Source organism: Streptomyces sp. NPDC051320, assembly GCF_040682175.1.
Lineage (GTDB): Bacteria > Actinomycetota > Actinomycetes > Streptomycetales > Streptomycetaceae > Streptomyces.
Map to the genome: position 1 here is coordinate 20,689 of NZ_JBFBAL010000006.1, position 25,241 is coordinate 45,929.

Sequence of the window (25,241 nt, forward strand, 5' to 3'; positions counted from 1 at the left end):
TCCGGCGAGGGAAAGCACGGTGAGCAGGTTCCTCGTGTCCTGCTGCCGCCGGTCATTCGGCGCCTGAGGCGTCGAGCCCCGGTCGGGGTCCGGTTGCGGGTGGGGGCTTCCGCTGGAAGGTCGCGTACAGCAGCAACAGCGAGGGGACGAGGGCCAGGAATCCGACGCCGAGTGCGATCAGGCAGGCAACCAGAACGCTGTCGACGGAGGCGGCCGCGGAGACAGTGACACGGGGACCCAGCATGCGGGGGTACTGGGCGGCGCCCCACGCCCAGAGGATGGCGGCGACCGCGAGGGCCGCGGCCGCGCGCGCGAGGACGAACCGCCGTGCGGCCAGCAGGGCCAGCCCCAACAGGCCGGCGACGGCGCTGAGGATCACCAGCGGCAATGCCCGATGGGTGAGGCCGTGGAAGAGGAGGGGCGCGTCCTGATCGAGAATGGCGATGCCGACCAGCGCGACCAGGCCGCTCAGCAGTCCGCTCACCAGCGCCCGGCGGCGAAACCCCGTCGCCAGTGCCTCCTCCCCCGCGCGCGCCGCATCGGCGCACAGATAGACGGCCGCGAGATGCGCGCAGGCCAGTACGGAGAGTACGCCGCCCAGCAGGGACGTCGGGTTGACCCAACTGGTGAGCGTGTCGCCGGCGGCCAGACCGGGCGGCACCCGGCCGGAGGCGACGCCACCGGCGACCGTCCCCAGAAAGAACGGGGTGACGACGGAGGACAGGGCGAAACAGGCGCCGAACAGGCGCTGCTGCCACAGCTCGGTGCTGGCTTTGCGGAAGGCGAACGCGGCGCCGCGGGCGATGATGCCCAGGGCGGTCAGCGTCAACGGAATGTACAAGGTGGAGAGAACAGCGGCGAAAACGGGTGAGAAGCCGGCCCACAGAAGCACGATCACGAAGATCAGCCACACGTGGTTGGCTTCCCATACCGGGCCGATGCTGTGCTCGATCAGCCGGCGTTGCGGCAGTCCCCGGCGGTCCCGGCCGGCCAGCAGGTCCCAGAGCCCGGCGCCGAAGTCGGCGCCGCCGAACAAGGCGTAGCACGTCAGGCCCGCCCACATCACGGCCAGTGTCACGTTGGCGAGCAAGGTGGCCTCCTGGGCTGCGGGCGTCGGATGACAGGGTCGCGATGGGCGTCACACGACGGAGTAGTCCTCGACATCGCTCTCCTGAGGGGCGATCGGAACAGGTCTGTCGCGGGTCATCCGGCGCAGTACGTACACCGAGGCCGTGGTCATCGCCGCGTAGACGACCAGGACCGTCCACAGTCCGGCCATCAGTCCCGGGGCCGGGTTCACCGCGTCCCTCACCCGCATCACGCCCCACACCACCCAGGGCTGGCGCCCGAGTTCGGTGACGCACCAGCCGCATTCCAGAGCGACGACCGCGGCAGGACCGCTGACGGCGGCGAGCAGCAGGAAGATGCGCGAGCCGCGCATCGCGAGCAGCTCGCCCCCTTTTCGCCGGTGCCACCACGCGGCCAACAGCAGCCACACCCCCATGGCGAGCAGGAAACAGCCGATGCCGACCATGACGTCGAACGACAGGTGCACACCGGTCACCGGCGGCCACTGGTCCCGCGGCACCTCGTGCAGTCCCCGGATGACGGTGCTGGGCCGGTACCCCACCAGCAGGGACAGCCCGTCCGGGATTTCGAGTCCGTAGCGCAGTTGTTCGCCGTCCGCGACACCGAGGATGGTGAGCGGCACGTGGGAGCCGGTGCGGAAGACCCCTTCGATGCCGGCCAGTTTCATCGGCTGGTAGTGGGCGAGGAACCGCGCCGCCCAGTCCCCCACGACGAGTTGGAACGGTGTGACCACGACGCCGGACACGAAGGGGATGAAGAAGCCGGCCCGGTGATAAGTGTCGTTGCGTCCGCGCAGCAGCGCGACGGCATACACGGAGGCGGTCAGGAAGGACGCCACCATGAGCGCCGCGAGGATCATGTGGACCGTCTCGGGCGGACTGGCCGGGTTCATCATCGCCGCCCACGGGTCGACGTGGACGACTTTGCCCCGGCGCAGGGTGAACCCGCGGGGCTGATTCATCCAGGAGTTCGCACAGACCACGAAGAAGGCCGAAGCGATCCCGGCCGCCACGATCGGCAGTCCCATCAGCAGATGCCGCCGCGGGGGCATCCGGTCCCACGCGTACAGGTAGATCCCGAGAAAGATCGCCTCAATGAAGAAGGCGATCCCTTCCAGCGCGAACGGCAAGCCGATGACCTGCCCGAACCTGCCCATCAGCCCGGGCCACAACAGACCCATCTCGAAGCTCAGAATCGTTCCGGACACGGCTCCGACAGCGAACAGGACTCCCATGGCCCGCGCCCAGTGCCGGGCCAGCAGCCGATGGGCAGGATTGCCGGTGCGGATTCCGTACCACTCAGCCATCAGGGTGAGCAGCGGCAGCCCCACGCCGAGGCAGGCGACGACGATGTGCCAGGCCAGGGAGAAGCCCATCTGGGCCCGCGCGGCCGACAGATCGCCCGGGGACGCCGCTGCGGCGATCGCCCAAGGCCGCAGGGATTCTTCGAGAGGGAGGCTGCCGGGCAGATACACGTACGGCTCCTAGGGGCCGGGACATCGCCCTGTGTACGGCGGACGCTGGCTGGGTGCAGGGTTCATCATGTCCGAAAACGGCATGAATCGACGCGCGGCTCTCCGTTGGCGGGTCGGGGCGGCACCCGGGTTACGCCGTGCAGGGCTCAGCAGCCGTGCTGAGGTTCTGGCCCTGCCGGAACGAAGCGCACCGGGGTCCCGGGGAGCGCCTGGGCGGCGGGTGCCAGGTGTTCGGGCGGAACGACGCCGATGACCGGGTAGCCGCCGGTCACCGGGTGATCGGCGAGGAAGACGACCGGGCGGCCGTCCGGCGGGACTTGTACCGCGCCGAGCGTCATCCCCTCGCTGGGCAGTTCGCCCTCGCGGGAGCGTTCCAGTGCCGGGCCCTCCAGGCGCAGACCGATGCGGTTCCCCTTCGGGGAGACGTGGTAGGTGCCGGTCAACAGGGTGTGCCGGGCGTCCGGGGTGAACCAGTCGGCGCGCGGCCCAGTCACGACCGGCAATACCAGTTCGCTGGGCGGCGCCGGCCAGCGTGCTGCTTCAGCCGCGGGCGGCCCGCCGGCCGGCCGCGGGGAGCCGACCGGCAGCTCGTCACCCTCGCGCAGCGGGGCGGGGCCCAGGCCGGAAAGAAGGTCCGTGGCGCGGCTGCCCAACTCTGCGGCCACCTGCACGCCGCCGGCGAAGGCGAGGTAACTGCGTACTCCGTACGTGGCGGGACCGGCGTCCATGACCGCGTCGGCCGGCACACGTACCGGAGTGCCCCAGGGCGCCGGGGCTCCGTCGATCGTGACGGCGCAGGGCGCGCCGGTGATCACGACGACGCAGGGGGCGGACACCCGCACGGCGCAGCCGGTGAGGGTGGTTTCCAGGGTGGCGGCGCTCTCCGGGTTGCCGAGCAGTCGGTTGGCCAGTCGGTGCGCGGGTTCGTCCAGCGCTCCCGAGCGCGGAACGCCGAGATGGGCGTAGCCGGGCCGGCCGAGATCCTGGACCGTGGTCAGTGCCCCGGCCCGTACGACGACCAGCGTTCTCGGCACGTCTGCGGCCCCGATCTGCTGGGTTCGGCTCTCGTCGGCGCCGCTCAACGGACGTCCTCGGCGACGAAGCGGACCCGGGTGCCGGGTGCCAGCAGTGCGGCGGGCGTGCGAGAACTGTCCCACAGCACGGTGTGCGGGGCCGTGCCGATCAGCTGCCATCCTCCGGGCGAGGAACGCGGGTAGACGCCGGTGTACGGGCCGGCGAGAGCAACGGCACCCGCCGGAACGCGGGTCCTCGGATCGGCGCGGCGTGGCACGTGATGCTTCGGGCCGAGCCCGGTCAGGTAGCCGAAACCGGGGGCGAATCCGCAGAACGCGACCCGGAACGCGGTGCCCGCGTGGATACGGGCCGCCTCCTCCGTGCTCACACCCCACAGTTCGGCCACTTCGGCCAGGTCGGGGCCGTCGTAGCGAACCGGGATCTCGAGCACGGCGCCCTCGTCGCGGCGCAGGGGCGGCACGTCCCAGCGCGGCAGTTCGGCGGCGAGCCGCTGTGGCTCGTGCAGGCCGTCGAGCAGGACCGTGCGGGCACCGGGGATCACTTCTCGTACGGGGGGCAGAGTTCCGTCGGCGCGGCGGCGCAGGATCTCGGCGTGCAGCGCTTCTGCGGCCTCGGTGTCGGCGAGCTCGACAAGCAGCCCGGAGCGGCCGACGCGGTGGATCCGGCCGTTGCCGGCCCGGGCGCTCACGTGAACGCCCGGACAGCGACTCCGGCTTCGGCCAGCTCGGTGCGGATCCTCCCGGCCAGTCGTGCGGCTCCCGGGGTGTCGCCGTGTACGCACAGCGAGCGGGCGGTCATCCGCAGGATGCTGCCGTCGGCAGCGGTCACCGCGCCGTCGCGAGCCAAGGCCACGGAGCGCCGGATCACCAGTTCCGGGTCGTCCAGTACGGCGCCGGCCTCGGTGCGGGGTACGAGCGTGCCGTCGGGTCGATAGGCCCGGTCGGCGAAGGCCTCCAGCACGGCGGGCAGCCCCGCCGCAGTGGCGGCGAGCAGCAGTTCGGACCCCGGCAGACCGAGCACCGGGAGGGCGCCGACCGCGAGCCGGACCCCCTCGACGACGGCTGCGGCCTGGTCGCCGTCGCGGACGGTGCGGTTGTAGAGGGCGCCGTGCGGCTTGACGTACGTGACGCGGCCGCCGGCCGCCCGGGCGAAGAGGTCCAGGGCGCCGATCTGGTAGGCCACCTCGGCGGCCAGTTCGGCGGCCGGTACGTCCATGGCTCGTCGACCGAAGCCTGCCAGGTCGCGGTAGGAGACCTGGGCGCCGATCCGCACGCCGTGGGCGACGGCCTGTTCGCAGACCCTGCGCATCGTCAGGGGGTCGCCCGCGTGGAAGCCGCAGGCGACGTTGGCGCTGGTGACCGAAGCGAGCAGCGCCTCGTCATCGGTCAGATGCCAGCGGCCGAAGCCCTCTCCGAGATCGGCGTTGAGATCGATCGTCGGCTCTGTCCGCGCGTCGGTGACCGCGGTGCTGGACGTCGGCGAGGTGCTCATGGACGGGTCACTCCTGGTGGTCATCGCGGTCAACATAAGCGATTGTTGAACGATTCCACAAGGTGTTGTTGTCCAGCACGTGTTTCTTCGCTTCACTGGGCACATCACTCATCTCGGGGAGACCTGCATGCCGACCGATGCCGACATCGTGTCCGAACTCAGCGCGGATCGCGCGCTACTGGGCCGCACCAGTACAGCCGAGCGGGTGGCCGACATCCTGCGCACCCGCATCACGCAGGGCACCTTGCGTCCGGGCGACCGGCTCACCGAGGGGGAGATCGGCGGCGCGCTCGGCGTCTCGCGCAACACGCTGCGCGAAGCTTTCCGGCTGCTGACCCATGAGCGGCTGCTGGTACAGCAGCTCAACAAGGGAACGTTCGTACGCCGGCTCAGCACGGCGGACATCGTGGACATCTACCGCGTCCGCCTGCTGGTGGAGTGCGCGGCCGTGCGCTCCCTGGCCACTCCCCCATACCCGCTGGGGGATGTGGAGAATGCCGTCCTCACCGGCGAGGAGGCCGCCGCGGCGGGCCGCTGGCAGGACTGCTCGACCGCCAACATCCATTTCCACCAGGCCGTGACGGAACTGGCCGGCAGCGCACGAACCGACGACCTGATGCGGGGCGTGCTGGCCGAGCTGCGGCTGGCATTCCACGTGATGAACGATCCGCGCCGTTTCCATGAGCCCTACCTCACCCGCAACCGCGACATCCTCACCACGCTCCAGCAGGGCGACGCCCGCGCCGCGGAACGGCTGCTCGGCTTCTACCTAGAGGATTCGCGGCGCCAGCTCACGGAGGCGTACCCGGAGGCGAGGGCAGCCGGCGCTCGCTGAGCGCGCCCGCCGGGGGTAGTGAGACCTACGTCATAGTCGCATCGTTGAACAATCCCTTACCCTCCTTGGCGACTGGCGGCAGACTGTGGCTTCCAGCAGAGCGACCGCACTTCAGGGTCGCCCGTCCCTGCTCTCTCATGCACGGAAGGCCGAGTCAGCATGATTGTCCTGCTCGGCGTCCTTGTGGTCGTCCTCGGATTCGCCACACGACGCAATCCCCTGCTGGTGGTCGGAGTGGCCGGCATAGCCACCGGACTACTGGGCCACCTCTCCCCCGACGCCATCCTGAGAACCTTCGGCGAAGGTTTCGCGTCCAGTCGCTCGGTGACGATTTTCGCCGTCACACTGCCGGTCATCGGTCTCCTGGAGCGCAACGGCCTGCAGCAGCAGGCACGCACTCTCATCACCAAGCTCGGCAAGCTGACAACGGGCCGCTTTCTGGCCCTCTACCTTCTGCTGCGCCAGCTCACCGCAGCTGTCGGCCTGCAGACCATCGGAGGCCCGGCACAGAGTGTGCGTCCCATGGTCGCTCCCATGGCGGAGGCCGCTGCAGAGCGCGCAAACGGCGGCCGTCCACTTCCCGAGCGGCTGCGGGAGAAGGTCCGCTCCCACTCCGCTGCGGCGGACACCGTCGGCGTGTTCTTCGGCGAGGACTGCTTCCTCGCGATCGGGTCGATCCTGCTCATCACCGGTTTTGCCAACGCCACATATCACACCCACCTCGAACCGTTGAGCCTTGCCATGTGGGCCATACCGAGTGCGGTGTGCGCCTTCGTGATCCACGGCGGTCGGCTGCTGTACCTGGACCGCACGCTGGAGCGAGAACTGCTCACCGCCAACGCGGAGATCGCCCTACCGACGCCCGGCACCGAGGGCCGTATCGCCGGAGGGGCCGAATGATCAAGTCCGAATGGTTCTTCTGGCTGGTCGGCGCCGTCTTCATCGTCATGGCGCTGCAGATGCTGCGGGACACCAGCAATCCGAAGCGGTTCGGTTCCGCCGCCTTCTGGGGCCTGCTGGGCGCCTGTTTCCTCTACAGCACGGGCGTCACCGAGAAATCGGTGCCCGCCGAGCCGCTCGGGCTCGGCGTCCTCGTCCTGATCTGTCTGGGCGGCTTCAACCAGGTCGGCAGGGGCAAGCTGCGGACGACCTCCGATGCGGAGCGCTCCGCGCTCGCCGCTCGCTTCGGGAACAAGCTGTTCATCCCGGCCCTGACCATCCCGGTGGTGGCCATGGTGTGTGCGGTGCTCGTGAAAAAGGTGTCGATCGGCGGAACGCCGGTTCTCGAGCCGGGCTCCGAAACGATCCTTGGTCTCGGCATCGGCGCGATCGCGGCGGTCGGCGTCGGCATGTGGGTGCTGCGCGAGCGCCGGCTGTCCGTCCCGGTGCACGCGGGACGCGGGCTGCTGGAGTCCATGGGCTGGGCCCTGCTGCTGCCGCAGCTGCTGTCCGTTCTCGGAACCATCTTCCAGGCCGCCGGTGTCGGCACCCAGGTGCGCAGCGTCACCGAGAGTGTCCTGCCCGACGGTCAGAAGTTCGCCGCCGTGGCGCTCTACTGCATCGGTATGGCTCTGTTCACCGTGATCATGGGCAATGCCTTCGCCGCGTTTCCGGTGATGACGGCGGCGATCGGCTGGCCGGTCCTCATCGAGCAGATGCACGGCAACCCGCCGGCCGTCCTGGCCGTCGGCATGCTCGCCGGCTTCTGCGGGACCCTCGTGACGCCGATGGCCGCGAACTTCAATCTCGTCCCGGCCGCGCTCCTCGAGCTGAAGGACCAGTACGGGCCGATCAAGGCGCAGACACCCACCGCGGTGGCCCTGCTGGCGTGCAACGTCTGCATCCTCTACTTCTTCGCCTTCTGAACGGTCGCCCTCATGAACCAGCCTCCGACGCGCGTGCTGATCACCGGCTTCGAGCCTTTCGACGGTGAGGACACCAACCCCTCCTGGGAGGCGGCGCATCGCGTCGCGCAGCAGCCCCCGCCCGACATGGACGTCACCGCCGTACCGATCAGCTGCGTCTTCGGCCGGGCCATCGACGAGTTGCGCGACGCGATCGAGGAGAATTCTCCCGAACTCGTGGTCTGTGTCGGCCAGGCGGGCGGCCGGACGGACCTCACCGTCGAGCGCGTCGCCATCAACGTCGACGACGCCCGCATCCCCGACAACGCGGGCAAGCAGCCGGTCGACGAGCCCATCGTGCCGGGTGGCCCCGCGGCGTACTTCTCCTCGCTCCCGGTCAAGGCGTGCGTCGCCGCCGCCCGCCGGGCCGGTGTCTCGGCATCGGTCTCACAGACCGCGGGCACCTTCGTCTGCAACCACCTCTTCTACGGGCTCGCGCACCTCATCTCCACCCGGCACCCGGGGATACGCGGCGGTTTCGTACACGTGCCGTACATCCCTGCTCAGGTGACACACCGGCCGGCACCCTCCATGGCCGCCCACGACATCGCCACCGGCCTGCGAGCGATCCTGGTGGCCGCACGCGAGAACATCACCGATATCCGGGAGACCGGCGGAGCGACACATTGAGCAAGCAGACACCGGCCGCCTCGGAACTCCCCGATGCGGCGCTCACCGCCCGCGCCGCCGGGTTCGCTCGGCTGGCGCTGGAGAACGTGACACGCGAGTACCCCAACATCCCGGCTCACCTGCTCGCCGGCCCGGCGGAGCTGGTGCTGCCGCGCATCCATCACCCGGCGTTCTACGGGGCCTACGACTGGCATTCCTCCGTGCACATGCACTGGCTGATGGTGCGGCTGCTCCGCCGTTGCGACGACCTGGTCGACGCCTCAGCGGTGACGGCGGTGCTGGACGCCCATCTGACGCCCGAGGCGCTGGTCACCGAGGCGGACTACCTGCGGACCCACCCCTCGTTCGAACGTCCCTATGGCTGGGCGTGGCTGCTGGCGCTCACCGCCGAGTGCTCGGCGCTCGGCAGCACGCGCTGGACCGCTGCCCTCGCGCCGGCTGCGCGTGCGGTGTCGGCACTGATCCTGGACTGGCTGCCGAAGGCGACGTATCCGGTACGACACGGCACGCACGTCAACAGCGCCTTCGCGCTCGGTCTCGTCCTGGACAGCGCGGTGGCCGCGGGGGTTCCCGAGTTGACGCGGCCGGTAGCCGAGCGGCTGCGCGACTGGTTCGCGGCGGACCACGGCGCCGCGCTGCGCTGGGAGCCGTCCGGGCAGGACTTCCTCTCCCCCGCCCTGACCGAGGCCGACGCGATGCGGCGGGTACTTCCCGGGGCGGAGTTCGCCCACTGGCTGACGGCTTTCCTGCCGGAACTCGGGGAGGGAGCGGACCGCGACAGCCTGCCGGGCACCGCCGACGCGCGGACGCTCTTCCTGGCGCCACCGCACGTATCGGACGCGACGGACCCGCAGATCGGGCACCTGCTGGGCCTGTGCCTCAGCCGAGCGGCCGCACTGCGTCACATCGCCGGAGCACTCCCGCCGGGTGACGAACGCGTCGGTGTACTTGCGACGGCGGCCGACGCGCACCTGGCGGCGGGCCTGCCCGCCACGGCTTCCGGGGACTTCACCACGGACCACTGGCTGGCCACGTTCGCGGTGCTGGCCCTGGAGAGTGACTGTGCCCGTGACTGACCTGTCCGGTTAGGGGCACTCGTCGCTCATGACCGCACCCAATCCTGACCCGGACCCCGCCAACACCCCTGGCCTCGAGCCAGGTGGAGGGGTGCCGCCCGGAGAGACTCCCCCCGCGGAAGGCGGCATGTCCGAGGCCGGCCCACGCAACAGCCCGCCCAAAGGCTGGGCGAAGGGACCCCTCACTGTCATCGCGATCATCGTCCTGCTGTTCGCCGCGGGACTTGTCGCCATGGCGCTTGCCCTGTGACCGGCCGCGGGCATGAGAAGCCCCGACTGGTCGGGGGAGCCAGCCGGGGCGGTCTGCGGCGGGTACGGAGGGCGGGTCGCCTCTCGGCGAAAGGCTCCATGGGGCTTCAGCCGAATGATCTTCCCCATGGGCAATAGGTGAGGCCCGGGGACACTGTCCCCTACGTACCCACGTGTAGAGGAACGGCAGAGCCGGCCCGGTTGTTCCACGGCGGGGCCCACGGGCCGTGTGAACCACCGCACGTTCGCCACGGTCACTTCTCGACGGCCACCCGCACGGTCTTCACTTCGCTGTCCGACGCGTCCGGCACGGCCATGCCGGCGTCCACTCCGCTGCGCAGGTATTCCAGGACGCCCATGGTGAGCCGTTCCCCCGGAAGCGCCGCCGGGATTCCCGGCGGGTAGGGGGTGAGCATCTCGGCGGCGACCCGCCCGGCTGCCTTCTGCCACCCAGGCCGGTGATGTCGACGATGATCTGCAACGGGTCCATGTCGGTGGCTCGTCCGGGTCCGCAGAAGTCGTCCCGGCCATGGACGCGCATGCCGTCGATCGTGTCGATGCCGGCCCGTACGTGATCGACGAGCGCCAAGGCGTCGTCGTACAGGGCACGCCCGTGCTCGACCATCTGGCGCCGCCAGCCGTCGAGAGCCGCGTAGACCAGGCAGGAGGGACTCGTCGTTCCGAGCAGGTCCTCCCGGGAACTGAGCACGTTCGGGTCGACCAGGTCGCCCCGCAGGTGGAACACCGAGCTCTGTTCCAGTCCGGAGCCCATCTTGTGCACCGAGGTGACACACACATCCGCTCCGGCGTTCATCGCCCAGGCCGGCAGGTCCGGGTGGAACGGCAGGTGAGCCCCCCACGCCTCGTCCACGATCAACGGCTTCCCCCGCTCATGGCAGACTGCGGCGATCCCGGAGAGATCCGAACACGTACCGTACGGCGTCGGGCTGGTCACCAGCACGCCCTTGGCATCGGGATGCTCGTCGAACGCGGCCCGGAACGACCTCGCATCCGGCGGATGGGCGAGGTGCAGACCGGGGTCCCACTGCGGGTCGACCCAGATGGGACGCATTCCGGACAGGATGATGCCCGACACCACGGACTTGTGCGCGTCCCTGCCCAGCAGCAGTTCCTCGTACGGGCCGGCCACCGAGAGCATGGCCGCCTTGACCGACAGGGAGCTGCCGCAGGTCGAGAAGAAGGTGTGCTCGGCACCCACGGCGTCCGCCATCAGCGCCTGCGCCTCGGAGATCACACCGGTCGAGGACATGCGGTCGTCGAGTCCGCTGGTTGCCAGCACGTCGGACCGGAAGACACCGTCTCCGAGCACCTCGCGTACCCGGGGATCGGCACCACGGCCCTGTTTGTGTCCGGGTGGTGTGAAGGGCAACTGCCTCTCGGCGTGATAGTTGGACAGCGCCTCGAGTACCGGTGCCCGTGAGTGATCCATGGGTGTCGGGTGCCCGTGTGCCCGACACCGAAACGAGGGCGGCCGGGATGTCACGCCAGCGTGCGCACCATGGCGTCCCGGACGACGGCCCGCAGGTCACCGGTGCTCGCGAAGGTGGCTCGCTGCACGCCCGCCCCGCCACCACGGTTCATCAGGCGTCTCAGGTTGTCCTTGACCAGCAGCAGGTCGTCCGCGTCCGTCAGGGCGTCGGCGATATGGTCCACGAAGGCCTCGCCCACTGCCTCGGCAGGAGCCGGTTGCCACGTCACGGGGTGAACCAGCCGGTCGGAGACGCCCGATCGTGCCGCTCTCCACGTCGCGAGCCGCAGCAGGCCGACCGTGACGGGCGTGGGTGGCTCACCGGCCTGCCAGGAGCGGACGGCCGTCTCCACCAAGCCCCGTATCATCGCGGCGAGGAGCACGGTGTCGTCGACGGCTACACAGACATCGGCCACTCTCACCTCGACGGTGGGGTAGTTGCGGGAGAGACGGGCATCGAAGTAGATCATGCCCTCGTCGAGCAGTGTTCCGGTCTCGAGCAGTGCCCGCACCTCTGCGTGGTAGCGCTCCGCCGAGCCGAACGTCTGCACCGGACCGGCGGACGGCCAGCGGCCCCAGACCCGGTTGCGATAACTGCTGTGCTCACTGTCGCGCCCCTGCCAGAACGGTGAATTGGCGCTCAGGGCAAGCAATACGGGCAGCCAGGGCCGGATGCGGTCGAGGACGGCGACGCCCTCCTCATCGGAGGCAACCTGTACGTGGACATGGCAGCCGCAGGTCAGCTGTTCCTGCGCGGTGAGTCCGAACTCCTCCACCAGCCGGTGGTACCGCCGTCCCGCGCTCACCGACGGGGCAACGGGCAGTGGGGACGTGGCCAGGGCCACCACGTCCGCGCCTGCTTCGCGCGCCCGCTCCGACGCCACGTTGCGCCAGCGGCGCAGTTCCAGGGCCAGATCGCTCATCTGCAGCTTCGGCCGGGTGGTGGTCTCCAGCTGCTCCCGCTGCAGCTCCGGCGCCAGTCTGGCTCCGTCGTCGTCCGCATCCTGCGCGGCCAGCACCGCCCCCGCGACTGCCTGCGGCTCCCCGGTGTCCGGGCTCACCAGCAGCAGTTCCTCCTCGACCCCGACCGTTCGCATGGCAGCAGTCCCCTCCTTCACGGTCCGTACAGTGCCTGGGGCCGTACGGAGCGCCCCGGGGCGTCACTCGACAGTCACCGACGTGGCGCCGGGTGTGACGGTCACGCGTTGGCCGTGTTCACAGTGCACGACGCGGTCCGCCAGCCCGCGGTGGCCGGCTTCGTCGAGGAACGCGCTCAGCGGCGACTTCATCACCGTGTAATCCCCGTAGTGCACAGGCAGTACACATCGCGGTTGCAGCAACTCGGTGAGTTCCGCTCCCTGGCCCCCGTCCATCGTGACGACGAAGCCCCCCGGCAACTGCGTGCCGCCCAGATGGAGCACGGCAACATCCAAGTCGGCATAGCGCCGGCCGATTTCCCGGATGCCGTCGAACAGCAGGGTGTCGCCGCTGATGTAGAGACGGAGGCGGACGTCACCGGCGACCGGGCCGAATTCGAGAATGCTTCCCATGACCGGGGGCAGCAGGTGGCGCAGCGGACCGCCGGCATGGCGGCCCGGCATCGCGGTGAGCAGCACCTGGCTGTCGTTGTGGACGAGACGGTGCTGCTGCCAGTCCTGAAGTCCCGTCGCGCGATGGAATCCATGCAGGCCCTGAAGCCGGCGTGAAGCATGCGGCGTGGTGATGATCGGCAGTGACCGGTCCAGGCTGCGTCGCGCGACCCGGTCCCAGTGGTCGCCGTGCAGGTGCGAGAGGACTACCGCGTCAAGATCCGGCGGCAATTGGTCAATCGAGATGTCAGGTTCGGTCAGTCGCCTGCTCATCAGCCCGTAACCGAGGTAGGCATGCCGGCCGCGGTGCAGGAAGTTCGGATCCGTGAGGAGTGTCAGGGAGCCGTACCGGATCAACAGTGTCGCGTTTCCGACGAAATGAAGGTGCACCGGCGCTGCGGGAGAAAGACTCGCTGGAGGAGGAAGGGTCATAGCGTGAGTTCCGTTCGGTCCCGTCGATCCCGATGGCCCCCGACAATTCCGTGCGCCGGGTACCCGGGCCGGACCCCCGTATGCCGGCGGCGGTCGACCGGTGCCGAAGGGTGGCGCAGGCAGCGAACGGGCTGTCGGCCTATCCTGGGAATCGGGGCCAGGCCGAGCGGAATCCCGATGGCCTGTCAGGGGGTACGGCGGCTCGCCCGGCCGGACGCGGCCGCAGCGCCTCCGGTGCGGTGCCCGGCAGATCCGGTCCGCGCCTTGGCCGCCCCGCTGAGAAGGAGGTGCGTCCGACATGGAGCGTGGCAGCAACCCAGTGAGCCCACGCAAGGACGACGAGCTGAAGCACGAACTGCAGGGCTACCTGCGGTCCGGACAGCACACCCGCGTCGAAGAGGCCAACGACCCCGAGCCGCCCGCGGATGACGATGCCCGGGTCGACCCGGGTGGGCCGGTACCACCTCCGGGAGAGGAGCGCGACCGGGCGCGGGCGAAGGCCGATGCCGAATCGCTGCGGCTGGAGCTGGCCCGCCGACTGGACCGCACCGCCTTCCCTGCCGACCGGCAATCCCTCCTCCAGGTGCTCGAAGAGGAACAGGCCCCGGACACACTGCTGGCAGCGGTGAGTGAGCTGCCGGCCGAAGGCACGTATGGCAACGCGGCCGAGATCGTGAAGGGGCTCGGCCGCGGAGACACCGCCTGACCGGGCGTCCCCGGGCCGATCGCCTACCGGCCCGGAGTCCTGGTCTCATGTACGCCCGCCGACAGCTTGCAACAGCGGTCGGCGGGCAATCGGGACAGTAAGGCGTCAGCAGGGCGGCGCCGATCGAGATCGTCGAGGAGCCTCGAGATGCGCATGCAGGAGGTGGAAACCATCGGCACACAGGGCGGGACCGACGCGGCGAGCCAGGAACTCTCCGACGAATGGCAGGCATCGGACGCTGCCCAGTACCGGGCCGTGGGCAGCCTGCTTGAGGGACAGACGGCTTCGCGGCAGACCGAGGACCTTCGGCACGAGGTCGACGGGCTGCGGCAGGCCCTCAGGACGCATCCGCTGATCGACACAGCGCGCGGCATCGTCATGGCCACCGGCTCCTGCTCCGAGGAGGAGGCCTGGCAGGTCCTGGTCGACGTTTCCCAGTGCACCAACATCAAACTGCGGGAAATCGCTCAGCGTCTCGTCGACAGCATCACCGGCCCGCCCCCTTCGCGGCCGATAAAACTCGCCTTTCAGGCCGCTCTGGACCGGATGCGGGCCGGCCGGACGTGAGGGGCGGTGCACTCCCGCAGGGGCGACCACGCCGGTCAACCCCGCCGCCAGTCGCCGCTGGTGAGGTGGGACCCGGCCTGCGGGCCCATCCGCAGCATGCCGCCGTCGACAGCCCACGAGGCACCCGTGGTGTAGGAAGCATCCGGACCGGCGAGGAAGGCGATGACGGCAGCGACCTCCCGGGCGTCGCCGGGCCGTCCCAGCGGGATGCCGGGACGTTCGGCGGCCGTGACGTCGGCGTCCTCCTGGCCGGTCATCGGCGTGGCGATCTCCCCGGGAGCCACTGCGTTGACCGTGATGCCGTGCTCGGAGAGTTCGAGCGCCATCACCTGAGTGAGCAGGCCGAGGCCGCCCTTCGCGGCGCAGTAGGGCGCCGCACCGACGCGCGGCTGGTGTTCGTGCACGGAGGTCACATTGACGATCCGGCCACCGCCGCCCTGTGCGATCATCCGCCGCGCGGCGCGTTGGGAACAGAGGAAGGGACCGATCAGGTCAACCTCGATCACCTGAAGAACCGTTGAGTGCTCGATGTCGAGGAAGGGTGTCGAGGTGCCGGTTCCTGAGTTGTTCACCAGGACATCGACGCGTCCGAGCTCATCGGCGAGCGTGTCGACAGCCTGTGCGGCATCCGGAAGATCGGTGAGATCCATCTGGGCGATCGCCGCTCGTCGCCCGAAGCCGCGCACCTCCTCGGCGGTATCCTCCGCTCCCTGCCGGTCGCTGTGCCAGGTGATGCCGATGTCCATCCCCGCCCCGGCCAGCCGCACGGCGGTCGCACGGCCGATACCCGAGTCCGCGCCCGTGATCAGGGCCACGGGCCGATGTTCGTCTGTCGCGCTGCTCATATATGTGTGCCCCTTACGACGCGTGTCCTTTGCTACGTGTGTCCCTGCTACGTGTGCCCCTTGTGCAATGACGACTAGGCGGGCGGGCGCCATTCGATCAGGAGGATGGTGGCGTCGTCCCTGACTACGTCGTCCTGACGTTCCAGAATCGAGTGCATCAACTGCCGGAGTGCCTCCGACGCCAGCTCCCCGGCGGCGGTGGCACGGATGATGGAGCCGGTGAATCCCGTCAGCCCGAACTCCCCGCCGTCGGCGACGCGGGCTTCCGTCACCCCATCGGTGTAGAGCAGTACCTGGTCCCCCGGCTCGAGTGTCATCTGGTGCACTTTCCGCGGCGTGCCGGCCAGCGTGGCCGGCATGCCCATCGGAGGTTCTCCGGGGCGTTCCAGGGCGTGGTCGAGCACCTGCTCGTCGCGGATGAGCAGCGGTGGGGGGTGGCCGCAGTTGACCCAGTTCAGCAGCCCGTTGGGCAGGTCCAGTTGGATGGCGATCCCGGTGCAGAACTGGTCCGGAAGCCATTCGGCGAGTACCTCGTCGACGACGCGGACGCTTTCGTTCAGTCCCCCATCGTTTCGGCGGGAGCTCCGGAGGCCGGCCATCGCGATGGCAGTGGTCAGCCCGGAAGCGAGGTTGTGGCCCATCGCGTCGAGGATCACGGCGTGCAGTGTCGACTCGGTCAGCGCATGGTCGAAGGCGTCTCCGCCGAGATTGTAGGCGGGTTCGAGGACTGCGGTGGAGACGGCCCATTCGTTACCGATGGTGCGGGGCGGCAGCAGCGCGCGCACCATTTCGGCGGAGAGGGTCATCGCCCCGGCGCGAGTTCGTTGCACGAGCCGGTCGCTGAAGGCCCGCTTGGAGGTGATCGCCATCGCGAGGATGGAAGCGAGGGTCCGGCAGCGGTCCAGCAGCGTGCTGTCCAGTGAGTCCATGTGTACGGCGATGACGCCCAGTCGCTCCACGCCGTCGACCAGCGGAAGCCAGGCGATCAGAGTGCCGTCGGCCGTCGCTGTCACCCGCAGGCCGAGTGCACGGTAGGCCCAGCCGCCCGTTGACTGGTCCACGAGAAGCTGTTCCCCGCCCGAGAGAGGTATCAGCCGGCGTTGCTGAAGGTCGACCAGGTAGATCACGACCCGGCGCAGGCCGAGTTTGGCCGCGTAACTGTCGACCAGGGAGGACAGTTTCGTCGGCGCCGTGGTGTGCACGCTCGCCAGGAATTCCTGCAGGAGGCGTTCCCCGTGGCCGGCTTCCGGACCCGTCATCCGTGCCGCCCGCAGGGGGGCCGGAGTTTCTGCGGGGTACTCCCTCGGTCCCCGCGGAGTCGGCGGGGATCGGCCGGGGCTGTGAGGAGGTGCGCGCAGGACATGAGCGGAGCTCCACGGGACGGTCGGGGGCGGAGTGCCCGGGCGAGTACGGCACGAGCAGCGTGGCCGTGCGGTTCCAGCCAAGTACCCGAGTGGCGGCCCGCGCCACTCGGCGGAGACCATATGGGGGCAGCCCCCAGGGTCCGGCCCGGAAAGGGCCGTTTACGGAGGCCAGCTGCCGCTTTCGTCCGGGGCCTCATCCTGCGGGGAGGTCCGGGCGGCCGCCTCCGCACCGACCGTGCCGGGGAGCGGCTGGTGCCGGGCGGCCGCCTTCTGGCGGGCGTTCAGGTACGAGACCGCCGTGTTGGTGACCGCCACCAACGGCACCGCGACGACCGCACCACCGATACCGGCGATCAGGCCGCCGGCCGCCACCGAAAGGATGACCGCGAGCGGATGCACGCGTACCGCCCGGCCCAGGATGAACGGCTGCAGCACGTGGCCCTCGATCTGCTGCACGGCGAGCACCACGGCCAGCACCATCAGGGCGGTGAAGACGCCTTGGGTGACGAGCCCCACGACCACCGCGAGTGCGCCGGAGACGACCGCCCCGACCAGCGGGACGAAGGAGAACACGAAGACGAACACGGCCAACGGCACTGCCAGCGGAACGCCGAGGAAGAAGATCCCGATGCCGATGAAGACCGCGTCGATGAAGGCGACGATGACGGTTCCGTGCACATAGGCGGTGAGCGTGCGCCAGGCTCGGGGCCCTGCTCCGGCGACTGCGGGACGGGCCGCGGCCGGAACCAGTTTGAGTACCCAGTTCCAGACTCGGCGGCCGTCGTAGAGCAGGAAGAGGGTGCAGAAGACGGTCAGCAGCATACCGGTGATGATCTCGGCCAGCACCGTCACGCCCTGCAGACCCAATGAGGTGATCTTGTCAGTGTTACGGGAGATGCTGTCGCTCAGTTTGTGGGAGATCTGGTCGATCTGCTTCTCGGTCACGTGGAAGGGGCTGTGGAGCAGCCAGCGCTTCATCTGCTCGGTGCCGCCCTGCAGCTGTCGGGAGAGATCGCCGAAGTTCGCCGTAACCTGCCAGACCACGAACCATCCGATCAGCCCCAGGCACACGAAGCCGAAGATCGCGGTGAGCGCGGTGGCCGGCCCCCGGGGCACGCCGTGACGGCGCAGACGGGCCACGGTGGGCTGCAGCAGCGCGGTGATCAGCAGCGCGGCAGCGAAGGAGAAGACCACGAGGCGCACAGCGCCGAGGGCCTGCATCACGACCCACAGGGCGCCTGCCAGGACGAGCAGCCGCCAGCCGGCCTCGGCAGCGACTCGCACCCCCCACGGAACAGCGGTCACCGGCTCCGGTCTGGCCGTCGCGGTCGGCGCCTCTTCGCCCGGTGGCGGATGGCCGACGGCTGCAACGGATTCCTCCTCCGCATCATGGTGCCGCGCCTCATGTTGTCGTTCGGAAGCCGCTCGGCGCTCTTCGAGGCGTTCTCCGAGCTCCGCCAGACCGGCGCCGACGCGTCCGATCCACCGGGGCGTTCTCACCATCGACGTGTCCTCCCGCAACTCGGCCCTTGCCGCTCGGCCCTTGAAGCCAACACCCAACGGCTCCGGGTCGCGTGTTCGAGGACGCCGTCGCTCGGGCCGGAGCCCCGGCCAGGGGGCCGGGGCCCGGACTTCGGCCAGTGGCCCCGTACAGCCCGGACTTCAGCCCGGGTCAGTCAGTGGAAAGTGCTTCGAGGAGCTGTCCCGCCTTGGGGTCGGGGAGCGCCCGGGCGGCATCGGCCAGCGCGACCATACCTACGAGGGTATGGCCGTCGATGACGGGCAGTCGACGCACCTTGTGGCTCGACATGGTCGAGAACACCTCATCGGCGCTGTCGTCGGCGCCGATGGTGACCGCTTCGCCCTGAGCGAGGTCACCGGCCTTGACGGTGCCGGGGTCCTTACCGGCGCCGAGAACCTTGACGACGATGTCGCGGTCGGTGAGTACGCCCTTGAGCTTCTCGTCGGTTCCGCAGATCGGCAGGGCGCCGACGCCCAACCGGGTGAGCTTCTGCGCGGCGTCCAGCACACTTTCCTGGGCACCAACGCACTCAGCACCCGCGGTCATGATCTCGCGTGCGGTGGTCATCGAGGTTGCCTCCTGTAAGGGGGTCGGTACGCGGAGCGGCGTCGGGGGCTGTCTTTTCAACCTTCCGACGCCTACGTTGCTCCGTACGCAGGAAACGCACCTTCTGAGTAACCGGTGACCGCGCACCGAAACAGCATCCGCCCGATTCCTCGCCCGTCCGCCCGGCGCCGGTCCCTGCGGCTGTCGCCCGGCTCATCCGGGGAGCGAGCCGGGGCTCTCCCGGACGACGTCGGCCGCCTGTTTGTCGTCCCGCAGTCCGAGGAATCGAGGGTGGCGCAGCATGCCGTCCCGGGTCCATTCGGTGAAACCGATCTGCGCGACGAGTCGCGGCCGCACCCAGTGGGCCCGCTGCTCTTTGATCCGGCCGGCGAACGGTGAGGCGTCCGTGCCCAGTTCGTCGAGTTGCCGGCGGATGTCCAGCAGCGCAGCACGGTCGTATCCGGTGCCGACCTTTCCGGCGTACCGCAGCCGACCGTCCCGGTAGTAGCCGAGGAGCAGGGCACCGAAGCCGACGCGGGTACCGGCCGGTTCGGTGAAACCTCCGATGACGAACTCCTGGCCCTGCTGGCACTTGAGTTTCAGCCAGTCGGGTGATCGGCGCGGCTGGTAGCGGCTCCCCGCCCGCTTGGCGATCAGCCCTTCCCAGCCCCGGGCGCATGCCTGATCCAGCAGATCCTGGCCGCCTTCGTTGCGGTGCACGGTGAAGCGCAGCGGTGCCCGGTACGCCAGTGCCCCTCGCAGCAGGGATTTACGTGAGCGCAGCGGAAGGCGGGTGGTGTCCGCGCCGTTGAGCCGCAACATGTCGAACAGGTGGTAGGTGACGGCGACGGGAGTGGCGCGGATCCGGCGGGCGTCGGAGAGTTGCATGCGCTGCTGGAGCAGCCCGAAGTCCGTACGACCGCGGGCGTAGGCGACGATCTCACCGTCCGCGGTGAAATCGGGGCATGCCTGGGCGGCGAGTGCGTCGATGATCTCCGGGTAGGTGTCGTTCAGCCGCCTGCCGCTGCGGGACAGCAGGCGCACACCGCTGCCGTCCCGGACGACCAGCGCCCGAATCCCGTCGAGCTTGCGCTCGAAGATCCAGCCGGACGTGAAGTCTCGCCGGTCACTGAGAGTGGCCAGCATGGGCCGCGAAGCCAGTTCGATGCCGGGCCGCGCGGCGGTCAGCAACCGCTGCTCCTGCTCCGTCAGCGTTTCCAGACTCTTGCCCCGGCGCGCACTCCGGGTGTCCTGGTCGTTCATGGCGTCTCCTTGCGCGACGTACGAGTCGGCCGTTGCGGTGGATCGCCGCGGGTGTGGCCGGGTTCCCTGTGGGCACTCGCGACGGCAGCAGCATCGTGACCCCGACATCATGACCCCGACAGCGCAGCTTGTCGCGGCACCGCCGTGGCAGCGGAACGGACACGCATGAGCAGCGGTTTCATGGGTCCGGAGGGCTACCGCCCCGACCCGTTCGGTGAATTCCTCGCACGCTATTTCGGCAGCGGCGCCGATCCCCGGAGCGGTGCCCGGCCTCCCCGGCAGGCTGACCTCGCGCGGCTGATGAGCGGACCCGCCAGGGAGTTGGTGACTGATGCGGCTTCCTATGCCGCGGAGCACGGCAGCTCCGAGCTGGGTACCGAGCATCTCCTCCGGGCGGCTCTCGAGGCCGAGCCGACGCGCAGCCTGGTGGAGGACGCGGGTGCCGACCCCGACGCCCTGGCCGCCGATATCGATCGCAGTGTCGGTTCGGGGCCTCAGCAGTCGGCCGTCGCCGTCACCCCTGCCGTCAAGCGGGCCCTGCTCGGCGCGCTCGACCTGGCACGGACCACCGGCGCCTCGTACATCGGCCCGGAACACGTTCTCGGGGCGCTGGCGGCCAACCCCGACTCGGCGGCGGGCCGCATCCTGAACGTGATGCATTTCGATCCGCAGGCCGCCGCCGTCGGCGGGCCCGTCCCGCAGCCGTCCGGCGCGGAGCATCGGGCGGGACAGCACCAGGACACTCCGACGCTCGACAAGTACAGCCGTGATCTCAACGATCTCGCCCGGGCCGGCCGGATCGATCCGGTCATCGGCCGCGAGGAGCAGATCGAGCAGACGATCGAGGTGCTGTCCCGCCGCGGCAAGAACAATCCCGTGCTGATCGGTGACGCGGGGGTCGGGAAGACGGCGATCGTCGAGGGCCTGGCCCAGAGGATCGTGGAGGGCGACGTCCCCGACACGCTGCTCGGCCGCCGGGTGGTCGCCCTCGATCTGACCGGCATCGTCGCCGGTACCCGCTACCGCGGTGACTTCGAGGAGCGGCTGAACGGCATCATCGAGGAGATCCGTGACCACTCCGAGTCCCTCATCGTGTTCATCGACGAGTTGCACACCGTCGTCGGTGCGGGCGGCGGTGGCTCGGAGGGGTCCCTGGAGGCGAGCAACATGCTCAAGCCCGCCCTGGCTCGCGGCGAGTTGCACATCATCGGTGCCACGACGCTGGAGGAGTACCGCACCCATATCGAGAAGGACGCCGCACTCGCGCGTCGCTTCCAGCCCATCCTCGTGCCGGAGCCCACGGCTGCGGACGCCGTGGAGATCCTGCGCGGTCTGCGTGACCGGTACGAAGCCCACCACCAGGTGCGGTACACCGACGAGGCGCTGCTCGCGGCCGTCGAGCTCTCCGACCGCTACATCACGGACCGTTTTCTCCCCGACAAGGCCATCGACCTGATCGACCAGACCGGTGCCCGGGTCCAGCTGCGTTCACGTACCAAGGCCACCGACGTACGGGACCTGGAGCGCCAGGCCGAGCAGCTGACCAGGGACAAGGACCAGGCGGTCGCGTCCGAACAGTACGAGCGCGCCTCCGAGCTGCGCGATCGCATCAGCGCGCTCACCGAGCGGATCAAGACGGAGGATTCCGGACGGCCGGGCGACGGCCGCATCGTCGAGGTCACCGCGGAGGACATCGCCGAAGTCGTCTCACGGCAGACCGGCATCCCGGTCAGCAGCCTGACCCAGGAGGAGAAGACTCGGCTGCTGGGTCTCGAGGAGCATCTGCACACCCGCGTGGTGGGACAGGACGAAGCCGTGAAGGCTGTGTCGGAGGCGGTGCTGCGCTCCCGGGCAGGGCTCTCCGACCCCCAGCGTCCCATCGGCAGTTTCCTCTTCCTCGGGCCGACCGGGGTGGGCAAGACCGAGCTGGCTCGCGCCCTCGCAGAATCGCTCTTCGGCAGCGAGGAACGGATGGTCCGGCTCGACATGAGCGAGTACCAGGAACGGCATACGGTCAGCCGACTGGTCGGCGCCCCACCCGGATACGTCGGGCACGAGGACGCCGGCCAGCTGACCGAGGCCGTCCGGCGACACCCGTATTCGCTGCTGCTCCTGGACGAGGTCGAGAAGGCACACCCCGATGTCTTCAACATGCTCCTTCAGGTGCTCGACGACGGGCATCTCACCGACGCGCAGGGCCGCCGGGTGGACTTCAAGAACACGGTCATCGTCATGACCAGCAACCTCGGTTCCGAGGCCCTGGCGGGCGGTCGCGGGGTGCTCGGCTTCGGCTCGTCGGACGCGGCGACCAGCGCGGAGAACACCGCGAAGGAGCGGGCGCTGAGCGCGCTGCGCGAGCACTTCCGCCCGGAATTCCTCAACCGTCTCGATGAGGTCATCGTCTTCCGCCGTCTCACCGAGGACCAGCTGCGTGAGATCACCCGGCTACTGCTGGAAGGCACCCGGCGCAGGCTGCACGCCCAGAACGTCACCATCGACTTCGACCCGCAGGCCATCGACTGGATCGCCGAGCGCGGCCATCGGCCCGAGTACGGGGCGCGACCACTGCGGCGCACCATCCAGCGCGAAATCGACAACACGCTGTCCCGGCTGCTCCTCGACGGCGCTCTGCCGGAAGGAACCCGAGTGCGCGCCGAGGTCGAGAACGGCGAGCTGGCGTTTCACACGCACGACGGACCGTGAGCCGAACGGGCGAGTGAACCGCCGCCGGGTCGGCCGACGCGGCGGGGCGCCGTTTAAACCACATTGACGAAGGTCACAGCTGCGATATTGCCCCCACAGTTGGAGAGAGTGATGAGCGACAAGAATCCGGTGAAAGCCGCAGCGGAAAAGGTCACCGACACGCTGAGTGGCGGCTCCGGACCGGACGGCGGGATTCCCGGCAAGCCGGGCCCCGAGTCGCCGCCGGTCGACGAGCCGACCGAGCCCAGGGCGCCGCTGCCGCCCAAGTCGGACCAGAGCGGTCCCGATACAGTGACCCCCACCGGACAGGCCACCGGCGCCGATCAGAGGGCCATGGCTCAGTCGGGTCCCTATCTGACCACCGCTCAGGGTGCCCGCCTGTACGACTCCGATCACTCCCTCAAGGCGGGTGAGCGCGGGCCGATTCTGCTGCAGGACCACCATCTGCGGGAGAAGATCACCCACTTCGACCATGAGCGCATTCCCGAGCGGGTCGTCCACGCCCGGGGGGCGGCGGCCCACGGCGTCTTCAAGGGCTACGGCACCGCGGCGAAGGTCACCAAGGCGGCGTTCCTCACCAAGGACGCCGAGACCCCGGTCTTCGTGCGCTTCTCGACCGTCCTCGGTTCCCGCGGTTCGGCGGACACGGTACGGGACACGCGAGGGTTCGCGACGAAGTTCTATACCGAAGAGGGCACGTTCGATCTGGTGGGCAACAACATTCCGGTCTTCTTCATTCAGGACGCGATCAAGTTTCCCGATGTCGTCCACGCCGCGAAACCCCACCCGGACCGGGAAATTCCGCAGGCCCAGAGCGCGCACGACACGTTCTGGGATTTCGTCACCCTGCACACGGAGGCGACACACCACACCCTCTGGAACATGTCCGACCGAGGTATTCCGCGCTCCTTCCGGATGATGGAGGGCTTCGGGATCCATACGTTCCGGCTCGTCAACGCCGAGGGCGCGACGACCCTGGTGAAGTTCCACTGGAAGCCCAGGCTCGGTGTGCACTCCCTGGTCTGGGAGGAAGCGCAAATCGTCAGCGGCATGGACCCCGACTTCCACCGCCGGGACCTGGCCGACGCCATCGAGTCCGGTGCCTTCCCGCAGTGGGAACTGGGGATCCAGACCTTCCCGGACAACCCTGAGCAGATGTTCCAGGGCATTGATCTGCTGGATCCCACCAACATCGTCCCGGAGGAAATGGCGCCGGTGCAGCCGATCGGCTTGCTGACCCTCAACGCCAACCCGTCGAACTTCTTCGCCGAAACCGAGCAGGTGGCTTTCCACCCCGGCCATCTTGTTCCGGGCATCGACATCACTGATGACCCGCTGTTGTCCGGCCGGCTCTTCTCCTACCTCGACACCCAGATCAGCCGGCTCGGCGGTCCGAACTTCGCGCAGATCCCCATCAACCGCACGCATGCCCCGGTGAACGACATGCTGCGGGACGGAATGCACCAGACGGCCGTGCACAGCGGCGCAGCGCCCTATCGCCCGAATTCACTGGACGCCGGCTGTCCGTTCCTGGCCGGCGCGGACAACGGTGCGTTCGTCGAGGTACCGCTCGAGGTACCGGCGGGCAAGAAGGTACGCGAGGCCCCGGCGTCATTCGATGACCACTTCAGCCAGCCCCGGCGGTTCTGGCTCAGCATGACGCCCGTGGAGCGCGAACACATCATCGGCGCCTACACCTTCGAGCTGGGCAAGTGCTACGAGCAGGCGATCAAGGAGCGGGGACTGAAGGTGCTCGCCAACATCGACCCGGAGCTGTGCGAGCGGGTGGCGAGGGGGCTGGGGCTCCCCGCGCCCGAGGCCACGGAGCCGCTGGCATCGGTGGATCCGAGCCCTGCGCTGTCGCAACTGGGCAAGGTCTGGCCGCTGGACGGACGCATCATCGGCATCGTGGCCGACGAGAAGGGCGACCTGGCCGGTGTGCGCGCGGTGCGCCAGGCCGTTCTGGATGCCGGTATGGTGCCGCTGGTCATCGCGCCGGCGGGCGGGAAGCTCGACGCGGACAGCGACCCCATCACCGTCCAGCGCACCTTCGCCACCGCCCGCTCGGTCGAGTACGACGCCATCCTGCTGGCTGGCGTACCGGGAACCGGCCGCGACGCCCACGGTTCACGGGACGCGAGGGCCGGCGAAGGAGCGACCCGGCCCGCCACGGCGACCGACCCGCGGGTTCTGCTGCTGGTCACGGAGGCGTTCCGGCATGGCAAGGCCATCGGAGGCTGGGCCGGCGCCGAGGCGGTCCTGGAAGCGGCGGGTGTCCCCGTGGACGCTCCGGGTCTGGTGATCGGCGGCGGCGGTGACAGCACGCTGGAGCAGGTCACGCAGTTGCTGGGCACGCACCGGGTCTGGCAGCGGTTCCCCACCACCGTCTGAGCTCCCTGAGCCCGTGTCACCGTTCCGGAGCAACAGCTGAC

The 25,241-nt window shown here is 69.4% G+C and carries 22 protein-coding genes and 1 pseudogene; 10 read left to right on the forward strand and 13 right to left on the reverse strand.

Annotated elements, in window-relative coordinates:
* Positions 1-52: 52 nt before the first annotated feature.
* The 5 genes from AB0M87_RS14935 to AB0M87_RS14955 all read right to left on the reverse strand — a co-directional run bounded on the left by AB0M87_RS14935 (position 53) and on the right by AB0M87_RS14955 (position 5,089).
* Positions 53-1,090 (reverse strand): cytochrome d ubiquinol oxidase subunit II, encoded by a 1,038-nt coding sequence (locus tag AB0M87_RS14935; protein WP_365852746.1) that lies wholly within the window; start codon positions 1,088-1,090, stop codon positions 53-55.
* 48 nt (positions 1,091-1,138) lie between these two features.
* Positions 1,139-2,527 (reverse strand): cytochrome ubiquinol oxidase subunit I, encoded by a 1,389-nt coding sequence (locus AB0M87_RS14940; RefSeq protein ID WP_365853403.1) that lies wholly within the window; start codon positions 2,525-2,527, stop codon positions 1,139-1,141.
* 182 nt (positions 2,528-2,709) lie between these two features.
* Positions 2,710-3,597, reverse strand: coding sequence for a biotin-dependent carboxyltransferase family protein (locus tag AB0M87_RS14945; RefSeq protein WP_365853405.1), 888 nt, complete (start codon positions 3,595-3,597; stop codon positions 2,710-2,712).
* A gap of 44 nt (positions 3,598-3,641) precedes the next feature.
* Positions 3,642-4,286, reverse strand: a complete 645-nt coding sequence (locus tag AB0M87_RS14950; RefSeq protein WP_365852748.1) for an allophanate hydrolase subunit 1 — start codon at positions 4,284-4,286, stop codon at positions 3,642-3,644.
* The gene (locus AB0M87_RS14955; protein ID WP_365853407.1) at positions 4,283-5,089 is read right to left on the reverse strand and encodes a 5-oxoprolinase subunit PxpA; all 807 of its coding nucleotides are present in this window, start codon (positions 5,087-5,089) and stop codon (positions 4,283-4,285) included. The genes AB0M87_RS14950 and AB0M87_RS14955 overlap by 4 nt, the downstream gene beginning before the upstream one ends.
* Positions 5,090-5,216: 127 nt before the next feature.
* On the opposite strand from AB0M87_RS14955, the gene AB0M87_RS14960 reads away from it, so the two are divergent.
* The 6 genes from AB0M87_RS14960 to AB0M87_RS14985 all read left to right on the forward strand — a co-directional run bounded on the left by AB0M87_RS14960 (position 5,217) and on the right by AB0M87_RS14985 (position 9,784).
* Complete coding sequence (locus AB0M87_RS14960) at positions 5,217-5,924, forward strand: GntR family transcriptional regulator (RefSeq protein ID WP_365852750.1); 708 nt, start codon at positions 5,217-5,219, stop codon at positions 5,922-5,924.
* Positions 5,925-6,083: 159 nt separating this feature from the next.
* Positions 6,084-6,824, forward strand: coding sequence for a DUF969 domain-containing protein (locus AB0M87_RS14965; protein WP_365852752.1), 741 nt, complete (start codon positions 6,084-6,086; stop codon positions 6,822-6,824).
* Positions 6,821-7,789, forward strand: a complete 969-nt coding sequence (locus AB0M87_RS14970; RefSeq protein WP_365852754.1) for a DUF979 domain-containing protein — start codon at positions 6,821-6,823, stop codon at positions 7,787-7,789. Before AB0M87_RS14965 ends, AB0M87_RS14970 begins: the two co-directional genes overlap by 4 nt.
* 12 nt (positions 7,790-7,801) lie before the next feature.
* On the forward strand, positions 7,802-8,458 hold the full coding sequence (gene pcp, locus AB0M87_RS14975) for a pyroglutamyl-peptidase I (RefSeq protein ID WP_365852756.1): 657 nt from the start codon (positions 7,802-7,804) through the stop codon (positions 8,456-8,458).
* The gene (locus tag AB0M87_RS14980; RefSeq protein ID WP_365852758.1) at positions 8,455-9,534 is read left to right on the forward strand and encodes a DUF2891 domain-containing protein; all 1,080 of its coding nucleotides are present in this window, start codon (positions 8,455-8,457) and stop codon (positions 9,532-9,534) included. The genes pcp and AB0M87_RS14980 overlap by 4 nt, the downstream gene beginning before the upstream one ends.
* Before the next feature lie 28 nt (positions 9,535-9,562).
* On the forward strand, positions 9,563-9,784 hold the full coding sequence (locus AB0M87_RS14985) for a DUF6480 family protein (RefSeq protein ID WP_365852760.1): 222 nt from the start codon (positions 9,563-9,565) through the stop codon (positions 9,782-9,784).
* A gap of 253 nt (positions 9,785-10,037) precedes the next feature.
* Here the strand turns inward: AB0M87_RS14985 and AB0M87_RS14990 are convergent.
* The 3 genes and pseudogenes from AB0M87_RS14990 to AB0M87_RS15000 all read right to left on the reverse strand — a co-directional run bounded on the left by AB0M87_RS14990 (position 10,038) and on the right by AB0M87_RS15000 (position 13,293).
* Positions 10,038-11,233, reverse strand: a pseudogene (locus AB0M87_RS14990) (hypothetical protein).
* Positions 11,234-11,283: 50 nt separating this feature from the next.
* Positions 11,284-12,369, reverse strand: coding sequence for a glutamate--cysteine ligase (locus AB0M87_RS14995; protein ID WP_365852762.1), 1,086 nt, complete (start codon positions 12,367-12,369; stop codon positions 11,284-11,286).
* Positions 12,370-12,432: 63 nt separating this feature from the next.
* Entirely contained in the window at positions 12,433-13,293 is an 861-nt protein-coding gene (locus tag AB0M87_RS15000) for an MBL fold metallo-hydrolase (RefSeq protein WP_365852764.1), read from the reverse strand.
* A 298-nt stretch (positions 13,294-13,591) separates the two neighbouring features.
* Here AB0M87_RS15000 and AB0M87_RS15005 point away from each other — a divergent pair, with 298 nt between their 5' ends.
* Together AB0M87_RS15005 and AB0M87_RS15010 are read left to right on the forward strand one after the other, a co-directional pair.
* Positions 13,592-13,999 carry a DUF2795 domain-containing protein gene (locus tag AB0M87_RS15005; protein ID WP_365852766.1) on the forward strand — a complete coding sequence of 136 codons (408 nt, stop codon included), beginning with the start codon at positions 13,592-13,594 and terminating at the stop codon, positions 13,997-13,999.
* 147 nt (positions 14,000-14,146) lie between these two features.
* On the forward strand, positions 14,147-14,566 hold the full coding sequence (locus AB0M87_RS15010) for an ANTAR domain-containing protein (RefSeq protein WP_365852768.1): 420 nt from the start codon (positions 14,147-14,149) through the stop codon (positions 14,564-14,566).
* A gap of 35 nt (positions 14,567-14,601) precedes the next feature.
* Here the strand turns inward: AB0M87_RS15010 and AB0M87_RS15015 are convergent, their stop codons facing one another.
* The 5 genes from AB0M87_RS15015 to ligD all read right to left on the reverse strand — a co-directional run bounded on the left by AB0M87_RS15015 (position 14,602) and on the right by ligD (position 20,106).
* Positions 14,602-15,411, reverse strand: coding sequence for an SDR family oxidoreductase (locus AB0M87_RS15015; protein WP_365852770.1), 810 nt, complete (start codon positions 15,409-15,411; stop codon positions 14,602-14,604).
* Positions 15,412-15,485: 74 nt separating this feature from the next.
* Positions 15,486-16,670 (reverse strand): PP2C family protein-serine/threonine phosphatase, encoded by a 1,185-nt coding sequence (locus tag AB0M87_RS15020; protein WP_365852772.1) that lies wholly within the window; start codon positions 16,668-16,670, stop codon positions 15,486-15,488.
* Positions 16,671-16,934: 264 nt separating this feature from the next.
* Entirely contained in the window at positions 16,935-18,278 is a 1,344-nt protein-coding gene (locus tag AB0M87_RS15025) for an AI-2E family transporter (RefSeq protein ID WP_365852774.1), read from the reverse strand.
* A 169-nt stretch (positions 18,279-18,447) separates the two neighbouring features.
* A complete protein-coding gene (locus AB0M87_RS15030; RefSeq protein WP_365852776.1) occupies positions 18,448-18,864 on the reverse strand; it encodes a CBS domain-containing protein in 417 nt (138 codons plus the stop codon).
* A gap of 192 nt (positions 18,865-19,056) precedes the next feature.
* On the reverse strand, positions 19,057-20,106 hold the full coding sequence (gene ligD / locus AB0M87_RS15035; RefSeq protein WP_365852778.1) for a non-homologous end-joining DNA ligase: 1,050 nt from the start codon (positions 20,104-20,106) through the stop codon (positions 19,057-19,059).
* A 165-nt stretch (positions 20,107-20,271) separates the two neighbouring features.
* Between ligD and AB0M87_RS15040 the strand changes: the two genes are divergently transcribed.
* Together AB0M87_RS15040 and AB0M87_RS15045 are read left to right on the forward strand one after the other, a co-directional pair.
* A complete protein-coding gene (locus tag AB0M87_RS15040; protein WP_365852780.1) occupies positions 20,272-22,809 on the forward strand; it encodes an ATP-dependent Clp protease ATP-binding subunit in 2,538 nt (845 codons plus the stop codon).
* A 111-nt stretch (positions 22,810-22,920) separates the two neighbouring features.
* Positions 22,921-25,200 carry a catalase gene (locus AB0M87_RS15045; RefSeq protein ID WP_365852782.1) on the forward strand — a complete coding sequence of 760 codons (2,280 nt, stop codon included), beginning with the start codon at positions 22,921-22,923 and terminating at the stop codon, positions 25,198-25,200.
* Positions 25,201-25,241: the final 41 nt, after the last annotated feature.

Coding starts and splice junctions, on each gene's coding strand:
- AB0M87_RS15005 (WP_365852766.1), top strand. CDS start 13,592: ATGGAGCGTGGCAGCAACCCAGTGAGCCCACGCAAGGACGACGAGCTG.
- AB0M87_RS14995 (WP_365852762.1), bottom strand. CDS start 12,369: ATGCGAACGGTCGGGGTCGAGGAGGAACTGCTGCTGGTGAGCCCGGAC.
- AB0M87_RS14970 (WP_365852754.1), top strand. CDS start 6,821: ATGATCAAGTCCGAATGGTTCTTCTGGCTGGTCGGCGCCGTCTTCATC.
- AB0M87_RS14965 (WP_365852752.1), top strand. CDS start 6,084: ATGATTGTCCTGCTCGGCGTCCTTGTGGTCGTCCTCGGATTCGCCACA.
- AB0M87_RS15025 (WP_365852774.1), bottom strand. CDS start 18,278: ATGGTGAGAACGCCCCGGTGGATCGGACGCGTCGGCGCCGGTCTGGCG.
- AB0M87_RS15045 (WP_365852782.1), top strand. CDS start 22,921: ATGAGCGACAAGAATCCGGTGAAAGCCGCAGCGGAAAAGGTCACCGAC.
- AB0M87_RS14960 (WP_365852750.1), top strand. CDS start 5,217: ATGCCGACCGATGCCGACATCGTGTCCGAACTCAGCGCGGATCGCGCG.
- AB0M87_RS14985 (WP_365852760.1), top strand. CDS start 9,563: ATGACCGCACCCAATCCTGACCCGGACCCCGCCAACACCCCTGGCCTC.
- AB0M87_RS15010 (WP_365852768.1), top strand. CDS start 14,147: ATGCGCATGCAGGAGGTGGAAACCATCGGCACACAGGGCGGGACCGAC.
- AB0M87_RS14955 (WP_365853407.1), bottom strand. CDS start 5,089: ATGAGCACCTCGCCGACGTCCAGCACCGCGGTCACCGACGCGCGGACA.
- AB0M87_RS15020 (WP_365852772.1), bottom strand. CDS start 16,670: ATGACGGGTCCGGAAGCCGGCCACGGGGAACGCCTCCTGCAGGAATTC.
- AB0M87_RS15000 (WP_365852764.1), bottom strand. CDS start 13,293: ATGACCCTTCCTCCTCCAGCGAGTCTTTCTCCCGCAGCGCCGGTGCAC.
- AB0M87_RS15040 (WP_365852780.1), top strand. CDS start 20,272: ATGAGCAGCGGTTTCATGGGTCCGGAGGGCTACCGCCCCGACCCGTTC.
- ligD (WP_365852778.1), bottom strand. CDS start 20,106: ATGAACGACCAGGACACCCGGAGTGCGCGCCGGGGCAAGAGTCTGGAA.
- AB0M87_RS15015 (WP_365852770.1), bottom strand. CDS start 15,411: ATGAGCAGCGCGACAGACGAACATCGGCCCGTGGCCCTGATCACGGGC.
- pcp (WP_365852756.1), top strand. CDS start 7,802: ATGAACCAGCCTCCGACGCGCGTGCTGATCACCGGCTTCGAGCCTTTC.
- AB0M87_RS15030 (WP_365852776.1), bottom strand. CDS start 18,864: ATGACCACCGCACGCGAGATCATGACCGCGGGTGCTGAGTGCGTTGGT.